Source organism: Clostridium sp. Marseille-QA1073 (genome assembly GCF_054863625.1).
Window position 1 is genome coordinate 46,813 of sequence record NZ_JBSVQM010000025.1, and the last position, 9,746, is coordinate 56,558.

Genomic DNA, 9,746 nt, shown 5'->3' on the forward strand with positions numbered 1-9,746 from the left:
CAGTTTTCAAATAAAATGTTAATATAATAATAAATGGGAAAAATTGATTTTGTAACTATTTAGCTAAAACAATGAAAATAAATAAAAAACTAAAATTTTTAAATAAAAGTAATTAGGAGAATATCGATGGAAATATTAAAGAATTTTAAGACAAAGAATAGAGAGAAGTTCAATATATATGCCTTTAGAGTATTATTTTGGGGATATATACTAATAAGTCTTTTATTTATTGATAGATTTAATTTTATGATTTTAAATTTATCACTAGCATACATACCATTTGAACTTTCAGTGATAATTAGTAACATGAAATATAAAGAAAAAAAGAGCAATAGATTAATATATTGGGTAGTATTTTTATTATGGCTGTTCTTTTATCCTAACGCTCCATATTTGATTACTGATTTTTTTCATTTAGCAACATTAGATTACATTGATCCTATGAGAGATTATATATTTACATCAGATCCTTATGTATGGAAACATTTTTGTTATCTTTCTACAGGCATCATATTTGGTATAGGTATGGGATTATTATCTTTAAAACTTGTATATAAATCTATTAGAGATATAACTAAAAAAATAAGCAGCAATATGTTTATTGTAGCAGTAGCTATTTTATCAAGTTATGCTATTTATATTGGGAGATTTCTAAGATTGCATACACTTGACTTAATTATTTATCCTTTCGATACCATAAAACAAGTGGTTTCTGTATTTTCATCGGAATTTTTTTATTTTATGTTGTATATTACTATAGTTCAGTTAATAATCTATGCTGTATGGAAACTTATAAGAGATTAAATAATAATAGATTAATAGAAGTAAAACTATAGATTTTTAGACAGGAGTTTTTTTATGAATAAGACTATTGGAATATTAGCTCATGTAGATGCAGGGAAAACTACATTTTCAGAGCAAATACTTTATCATACTCACAGTATAAAAGAAAGAGGAAGAGTAGACCATAAAAATGCTTTTTTAGATAACCATGATATAGAAAGAGAAAGAGGTATAACTATATTTTCAGATGAGGGAAGCTTTACTTATAAAGATGATAATTATTTTTTAGTTGATACTCCTGGTCATATAGATTTTTCCTGCGAGATGGAAAGAGCCATAGGAATTATGGACTATGCAGTTATAGTAATAAGTGCAGTGGAGGGAGTACAAGGACATACAGAAACAGTTTGGCAGCTTCTTAGAAAATATAAAGTACCTACTTTCTTTTTTATCAATAAAGTTGATAGACAAGGGGCAAACATTGAGAGAGTAGTAAAGGAGATAAAAGAAAAACTATCAATGGAGACATGTTTTATTGATGAACTCTTAGCTGATAGAGATATGAAAGAAGATCTTATTGAATTTATTGCTGAAAGAGATGAAAAGCTTTTTAATATATATTTAGAAGAGGGGTATAATCATAATTTATGGTTAAATACTATGAGTGATTTGATAAAACGAAGTGAAATATTTACTTGTTTTAGTGGTTCTGCACTTTTAGATATTGGAATAGAAGACTTTATAGAAAATCTACATACTCTCACTTATACAGAATATGAAAGTGAAGAAAAATTTAGTGGTATTGTATATAAAATACGTCACGATGAAAAAGGTGCGAGAATTACTTATATCAAAGCTTTAAAAGGAAATTTAAAGGTAAGAGATGAAGTATGTTATGAAAATGAGGACTATAAAATTAGTGAAAAGGTTAGTCAAATAAGAAAGTATAATGGAAATAAATTCAAGTCGATAGAAGAGGTACATGCAGGGGAGATTTTTGCAGTAACTGGATTAACAAAGGCTAAAGTTGGAGAAGGTCTTGGAGAGCTAAAAACAAAGACAAGCTATAAGATATTACCAACATTAAAGTCTAAGGTAATATTTTCTGAAAAATTAAATGTAAAGGAATTATTACAATGTTTTAGGATGTTAGAGGAAGAAGACCCATCTTTAAATGTTGTATGGCATGAAAAACTAAAAGAGATACATATTCATATTATGGGAACTATTCAGTTAGAAATTTTAAAAAAGAATGTAGAAGATAGATTTAAAATGGAAATAGATTTTGGCCCATGTGAAATTCTCTATAAGGAAACTATAAGTAATAAAGTTATAGGTTGTGGACATTTTGAGCCGCTAGGACACTATGCAGAAGTACATCTTAAGCTAGAACCAGGAGAGAGGAATAGTAGTATAGTTTTTGAAAATTTATGTCATGTGGATGATTTATCATTAGGACATCAAAATCTTGTTTCATCTCATATATTTGAAAGAGACCATAATGGAGTACTTACAGGATCACCAATAACTGACTTAAAAATCACATTGTTAATAGGAAGGGCTCATAACAAGCATACCAGTGGAGGAGATTTTAGAGAAGCTACATACAGAGCTTTAAGACAGGGGCTAGAAAAAGCAGAAAACATACTTTTAGAACCTTATTATAATTTTAAGTTTGAGATTAATTTAGATGAGGTAGGAAAAGTTATATCAGACATACAAAGATTACATGGTACTTTTAGCGGACCAGAAAGCCATAATGAAAGAGCTGTAATAAAAGGGAGAGGGCCAGTATCCACCTTTATGGATTATCCTTTAGAATTTGTAGCTTTAACTAAAGGAAAAGGTAGCTATAGCTTTATTTTTGAGGGGTATGATATATGCCATAATACTGAAGAAGTAGTTAAGAAAATAGCATACAACAAAGATAGGGATAGTGACTATACCTCTAACTCTATATTTTGTTCTAAAGGACAAGGTTATGTGATGGAAGGTCATGAAGCGGAAGAACATATGCACTGTGAAATTAGAAATATATAGATATATTTAATTCACAATTCACAGTTCACAATTCACAATTGTGCATATTTCTCAGCAGAAGCTGAGAAATTTAAAATTGATTCTCTTTGAAGTTACACAGTAACTTCTTATAAAAAACTACTAATAACACTGCTAATAAAAAATAGTTAAAGAAATTAATTCGTAAGAATTAATTTCAACCTTAATTGTCAATTTTCCATTCTCAATTCTCCATTGATTAAGCTGTTCCCCAGAGGTGAAGAAAGCTGTCAATTATATTACTAGATAAAAAAAGTACCCAAAAATATTATTTTTGGGTACTTAGTTTTATTTTGAAATAGTTGCATTAGTTTGGACTGATTTTTTCTGCGTTAAGAATCCTATGTATTTTATTAATACATAAAATACAATTAATACAGCTACTATTTCTTGAAACTTTATAATATATTTTAGAAAATCTATTCCTTTTTCTGCTTTTATAAGAAATACATTAGTACCTTTTAATGCTACCGCGCTAATTACCATTGGGAAAGTAAAGGCAGCAAAGCTTGGGTAAAATTTTAGTTTTAAAAGTTTTGGAAGATTTACTAATACTACTAGATATAATATGAATGATAGCACAGCTAAAACTCCAACAATAAGCATATTTTTATCACTAAAAGAATTTAAATATGCTGCTAGGCAAAGGCTAGCAGGAGCAGCAAAAATTGCTATAGTAGGAAGTGCTGGTTCAGGAATCTCTTTAATAAATACTGTTCTATAAATTAAAATAGGCAGTAAAATAATAAAAGATATAAAGGCAAACCAGAAGAAAAACTGTCCTATATTAGCTAATTTAAATGCTGGAGCGGTTATTCCAGCTGCACCTATTCCGACGTATACAACAAAGGTACTTGGAAATAATTTTTTAATGTTAAAACTGAGTACAAATTTCATTGTATAGAATAATATAAGTCCAATATGAATTAAAACACCAATAATCCATATAGCCCGTCCAACATTAAAAGACATATCTTTAATATATACAGATAATAGCATAATACCCATAGAATAAGTAGGTATTACACTGGCAATTACAGGATTATTCAAATCTTCTATTACAGCTTTACTATAAAATAAAATTTTAAGAGTTATTAATAACAAAATTACTGCAGATAATACTCCAAGAAGATTTTTATATATAGGTCCATAGGAAGCTAAAAGATTTCCTAACGCTGCTAAAGATAACATGACTCCAGCTAGAGGTAATGGAATTTTCTTTATAAATTGAGCCATAGAATTATCCCACCTTATTCATCTATATTTTCAATATTTAATTCTCTAACTATAATTTCAGCAGCTTTTTCTGCCATTTCGCCTGTGAATTTTATACATTGAGCTTTATGTTCACCAGATGCCATGTCCATTCCTTTTGTATGAACACTACAGCATAAACATTTATGTTTTTGTCTAAAAGAATCTTGAAGTTCATAAGCTAATTCCAATGCTTTTACACTTCTAGGATCTTGAGGATTGCTTCCTTTAGTTCTTCCAAAGAAATATCCAAGGCATAATACAGCTCCATTAACTGCTCCGCAAGTACATTTTGATTTACCAATACCTACTGGAAAACCTGATGCCATAGCAATCATTTCATCTGGCATATCAATTTGAAAATTGTTTTTGATAGAAGCTACTATTGCTTCTGAGCAGTAGAATTCTCCTTTAAAAAAATGCTCTTCAGCGTCTGATTTTACTTTTTTAATACTTATTTTATCTACCATAAAAATTAACCCCTTTTGTTTAAATTTATTCTAAACTCACACAAATTATAGCATGGGCATTATATGCAGTCTAATTGGGTTTTCCAATAGAAAAATTTTATGTATTGTTTATACAAATACATGAGAGTATATATTAAATCTAAAATTAATATATATATATATAATAATTGATATTTTTTAGTCTTATAATTGAAACTATTGAATTCACAATTCACAATGCAAAATGCACGATTAAGGTGGAAATTAATTATTATGAATTAATTTCTTTAAATAGATTTTTGTAGCGGCGAACATTGTTCGCCATTTTTTATATGTTCAATATTTGGTAATGGAAATGGATTTGGGGTTTATGGAGAACGCTGTTCTCCGCTACAGTTAATCAATTCTAAATTTTTACTGAGAAATATCCGTAATTCCTATCCTTCATTCTTAATTTTTAATTTATGATGAAAAATTTCTTTTATGGAAATTAAAATTATATATATTATGTAAGGTTTACTTGACAGGGAAATTATATAGATATATAGTTGTCGTGTAAGGTTAACATTACATAGGAGAAGTGAAAAATGAAAAATCGAGTAAGAGAATTTAGAGAAGCTCTTGGGATTACTCAGGAGCAATTAGGAAAACTTGTAGGTGTGTCAAGACAAGCTATTAATGCAATTGAAACAGAAAAATTTGAGCCATCTATTTGGCTAGCTTATGATATTGCAAAATTGTACAATAGCTCTATTGAGGAGATATTCCTTTTTGAACAAAGTGAAAGAAAATCATAAAACATAAAATAAAGGAGGTTAGAGAAATGGCTTTGAGAAATATTAGACAGTTAGGAGACGACATCTTAAGAAAAAAGTGTAAAGAAGTTGAAGTAGTAGATGATAGAGTAAGACAAATACTTAATGATATGGCTGATACTATGTATAATACAGAAAATGGCGGTGGGCTAGCTGCCTGTCAAGTTGGAATTCTTAAGAAACTTGTAGTAATTGACATGGGGAAAGGTCTTATAAAGCTAGTCAATCCTAAAATAATTAAGGAGGAAGGCTCTCAAAAAGTTATTGAGGGATGCTTAAGTATTCCTAATAAATGGGGATATGTTTTAAGACCATATAAGGTAACTGTAAAAGCATTAAATGAAAATGGTGAAGAAATTACAATAACAGGTACAAGAGATTTAGCAAAATGTTTATGCCATGAAATTGATCATTTAGATGGTATATTGTTTGTTGATAAGGTTATTGAATATATAAAGTAACATATTTTTAACTTTGAGATGATATCTATATTATAGATAAACTACCTTAAAATTTAATGTATATCTCTATGGTATTTTAATTTACAATTCACAATGTAAAATTCATAATTGTGGTGGAAATTATTTTTGATCAGAATAATTTTTTTAATAGATTTTTAACTAGCAATGCAGTTGCTAGTTGTGTGGCGAACACTGTTCGTTGCCACGATTAGGAAATTAATTATAAAAAATTACTGCGTAACTTTAAAGAAAATCAATTCTAAATTTCTCAGTTTTTACTGAGAAATATCCATAATTGTGCATCGTGAATTCTCAATTGTATAAGAGTTCTCTGAGGTTCAGTATAGCTCAGAACAAGAACCAGTGAGATTATACTAAATTTATGGAGATGTGCGATGGTATTAAAATATTGGTTAATGTTGCAGATACTGTGCCATATCATACTGCACCCCAGGGTTATATCAATGCACAATTCACAATTGGCAATTAAGGAGGAAATTATTTTTCAGCAAAATAATTTCTTTTAATGAATTTTTTTGACTAGCAATTTTATATTGCTAGTTTTTTTAGATATATAATAATTAAATAATATATGGTGAAGACTGTTCGCCGCTGCAGCTAATCAATTCTAAATTTCTCAGTGGCAACTGAGAAATATCCACAATTGTGAATTGTGCATTGTGAATTCTCAATTGTATAAGGGTTCCCCAGGGGTTGAAGTTTATCAATGGAGAATTTAAACAATTTATAATTCACAATTGTAGGGGATTAGGATTATATATGAAGTGAGATATTAAAAGAGCATAATGAATATATATAATGGACAATTAATTAATGTAAGAACAAAAATTCCTTCTGTTGGCAACAACTTGGCAACAAATCTGTAAAAGTTGGTAAAAACATAGTGATAATATTTAAAGCATAGGAGATAAAATAACAGGCCAAAGTCATACTGAACTGATATTTTTAAATATGACTAAATATATATAGCAAGGAGGGAGTATTTATGCAAAAGAATACTATAAAAAAATTATTGTCATTATTTTTATTATTAACTGCTACATTATCTATGATAGCATGTGAACCAAAAGAAAAAGAGGTAGTAATAGCCCCTGATGTTAGTGTACAGGCTAAAGCAGAAGAAAATAAAGTAAAACAAAGTATGGAACTTGGAAATAAGTATCTGAATGAAGGTGATTATGAAAAAGCTATAAAAGCTTATGAAGAATCAATTTCTGCGGAGATAAATAATAAAGACACTTATCTTAAGATAAAAGATAAGTATATTGAGAAAAACAGATTTGATGATGCTTATTATATAATAAAATTGGCTATAAAAAATAATGTGGATATTGATAATATGAAAAATATTCTAGAGGACATAAAAGAAAACTTTGAGGCAATTAATCTTGAAGATTCAGTTAAGCAAAATAATGGCTATGAATTACCTAAAGATATAATGATAAATATAAACGGTAAAGATGTAAATGGAATTATTAAGTGGGATAATAATGATGTTGATACAAGTACACCAGGTAGTTTTTACTATCAAGGTACTATTGAACAATATGGAAGAGTTGTTAATTTGGAATTAAATATAAATCCTATAGTTATAGAAAAGAAAATAGGATGGGTTAAAGAGGTAAATGATAACTATATATCGTTAGATGAAGTAGAATTTTATATGTATGATGAGGCATTAAATGAAGCAATAAAGGACAATAGTAAGAAGGTAATTCGTGATGATGATACTGGAAAGTTATACGTTTCGGATAGTTATTATATAAGAAATAATAGTGATGAAATAACAACTTATACCATTGATGAAAATACAGTTTTTGAGATATGCAAATATTTGCTTAGAGATGTATCTAATGCTTCGGAAGTAGAGCCTGTATCTTATGAAACTCTAAAGAAAGCAGTTGATGATCATGAAAGAGGGCTATTATGTTGGATATATACTGAAGATGATAAAATAACAAAAATAGAACAGCAATATATTCCATAAAATTTAATAAGTTTAGAAATTATGTTCTAAAATAAAAGTTTAAGAAGTTTAAGTGTTATGTTGCAAATAAAGGTATAAAATGGTTTGTTCTACAAATTGTTTTATACTTTTATTTTATTATAAATATAGATAAGCCACATAAAAAGTTAATGTATAACCAATAATTCAATGCACAATGTACAATTCACAGTTCACAATTAAGGAGGAAATTATTTTTAGGAAAAATAATTTCTTTGAATAGATTTTTTAACTAGCAATACAATTGCTAGTTATGTGACCAACACTGTTCGCCGCTACAGGATCAATTCAAAATCCACAATTGTGCATTGTGAATTTTGAATTGTGCATCGATAAAGCCCCTAAAGTATAAACTATACCTTAGGGGTTTTTTCTACATATTAGAATATTTTTCCATATTATTACTCATTAGTTTCTTTTTTGACACAGTTAAGAATAGAACTAAAGATGCTACGGCTATCACTATTCCTATTGGATAAGCTATTGAGGTAGCTATTTTAAATCCTTCTGGTGCTACAAGTATATAAGTAACCGCAACTGCTGTCATAAATGTTGCTGGTATAGATACAAACCAATGAGACTTTTCATTAAGAACCATGTACATAGCTCCTGCCCATAAAACTACCATAGCTAATGTTTGATTTGCCCAGGCAAAATATCTCCAAATAATATTAAAATCTATTAAAGTTAATCCATAAGCTATTACAAATAACGGCAAACTTAATATCAATCTATTTTTAATAGGTCCTTGCTTATAATTTAAAAAGTCCGCAATAGTAAGTCTCGCACTTCTAAAAGCTGTATCTCCAGAAGTTATTGGACAAGCTATAACTCCAAGTATAGCTAAAACACCTCCTACCTTTCCAAGTAACGAAGTAGATATAATATGAACTACTCCCGCTTGGCCACCTTGTTCAGCTAAAGCTTTTGCTAATCCTTCTGTACCATGGAAAAAGGTCATAGCTGCTGCTGCCCATACTAATGCTACAATACCTTCTGCAATCATAGCTCCAAAAAAGCAAGCTCTACCTTCTTTTTCATTTCCAATACATCTAGCCATCATCGGTGATTGAGTTGCATGGAATCCTGAAATTGCTCCACAAGCAATAGTTACAAACATCATTGGCCATATTGGTAGATTACTTGGATGTAAATTTTGAATTGTTAACTCTGGAATGTTAAAATCTCCAAATACTATTCCTCCACCAACTCCTATAGCCATAACAAGTAAGCATAGACCAAATATAGGATAAATCTTACCTATAAGCTTATCTATTGGTAACACAGTAGCTAATATAAAATATACGAAAATTATATATAACCAAAATGTTTTATCTAATTTATCTGGAGTTAAACTAGCAAGTAAACCTGCTGGTCCTGTTATAAATACTGTACCAACAAGAATAAGAAGCACAACTGAGAATCCTCTCATAAATTGCTTAAATCCACCTCCAAGATATTTTCCAACAACTTCTGGAATACTAGCTCCATCATGTCTAACTGATAACATACCAGATAGATAATCATGTACTGCACCTGCAAAAATACAACCAAATACTATCCATAAAAATGCTGCTGGTCCCCAAAGTGCGCCTGAAATCGCACCAAATATTGGACCAAGCCCAGCAATATTTAAAAATTGAATTAAAAAAATTTTTGCTGGTGGAAGCTTAATAAAATCAACACCATCCTCAAGTCTTACAGCTGGAGTCTGACGACTTTCATCCATTCCAAACATATTCTCAGTAAACTTTCCATAAATAAAATAACCTAAAATAAGAATTACTATTGATGATAGAAATGTAATCATATAATCTCCCCCTATAATAATATAAGTTCTAATTAAAATTTAAGTATGTACAGAAAGTATAGTATATATTTTCAAATTTTCAAACAATTC

8 protein-coding genes are annotated in these 9,746 nt (G+C 29.1%); 5 read left to right on the forward strand and 3 right to left on the reverse strand.

Annotated features, from left to right (window positions below):
* Positions 1-126: 126 nt before the first annotated feature.
* The gene (locus ACY1IQ_RS17845) at positions 127-804 is read left to right on the forward strand and encodes a DUF1361 domain-containing protein (RefSeq protein ID WP_461615247.1); all 678 of its coding nucleotides are present in this window, start codon (positions 127-129) and stop codon (positions 802-804) included.
* Between the two features lie 54 nt (positions 805-858).
* A complete protein-coding gene (locus ACY1IQ_RS17850; RefSeq protein ID WP_461615248.1) occupies positions 859-2,823 on the forward strand; it encodes a GTP-binding protein in 1,965 nt (654 codons plus the stop codon).
* Between the two features lie 306 nt (positions 2,824-3,129).
* Here ACY1IQ_RS17850 and ACY1IQ_RS17855 read toward each other — a convergent pair whose 3' ends face one another.
* On the reverse strand, positions 3,130-4,077 hold the full coding sequence (locus ACY1IQ_RS17855; protein WP_461615249.1) for a TDT family transporter: 948 nt from the start codon (positions 4,075-4,077) through the stop codon (positions 3,130-3,132).
* Positions 4,078-4,091: 14 nt separating this feature from the next.
* Positions 4,092-4,565, reverse strand: a complete 474-nt coding sequence (locus tag ACY1IQ_RS17860) for a C-GCAxxG-C-C family (seleno)protein (protein ID WP_039633126.1) — start codon at positions 4,563-4,565, stop codon at positions 4,092-4,094.
* Positions 4,566-5,131: 566 nt separating this feature from the next.
* On the opposite strand from ACY1IQ_RS17860, the gene ACY1IQ_RS17865 reads away from it, so the two are divergent.
* The 3 genes from ACY1IQ_RS17865 (at position 5,132) to ACY1IQ_RS17875 (ending at position 7,828) form a co-directional block, all read left to right on the forward strand.
* On the forward strand, positions 5,132-5,341 hold the full coding sequence (locus ACY1IQ_RS17865) for a helix-turn-helix transcriptional regulator (RefSeq protein ID WP_461615250.1): 210 nt from the start codon (positions 5,132-5,134) through the stop codon (positions 5,339-5,341).
* Between the two features lie 26 nt (positions 5,342-5,367).
* Positions 5,368-5,820 (forward strand): peptide deformylase, encoded by a 453-nt coding sequence (gene def, locus ACY1IQ_RS17870; RefSeq protein ID WP_461615251.1) that lies wholly within the window; start codon positions 5,368-5,370, stop codon positions 5,818-5,820.
* 1,006 nt (positions 5,821-6,826) lie between these two features.
* The gene (locus ACY1IQ_RS17875) at positions 6,827-7,828 is read left to right on the forward strand and encodes an Ig-like domain-containing protein (RefSeq protein ID WP_461615252.1); all 1,002 of its coding nucleotides are present in this window, start codon (positions 6,827-6,829) and stop codon (positions 7,826-7,828) included.
* Between the two features lie 391 nt (positions 7,829-8,219).
* On the opposite strand, the gene ACY1IQ_RS17880 is transcribed toward ACY1IQ_RS17875, so the two are convergent.
* Complete coding sequence (locus ACY1IQ_RS17880; protein WP_461615253.1) at positions 8,220-9,656, reverse strand: carbon starvation CstA family protein; 1,437 nt, start codon at positions 9,654-9,656, stop codon at positions 8,220-8,222.
* Positions 9,657-9,746: the final 90 nt, after the last annotated feature.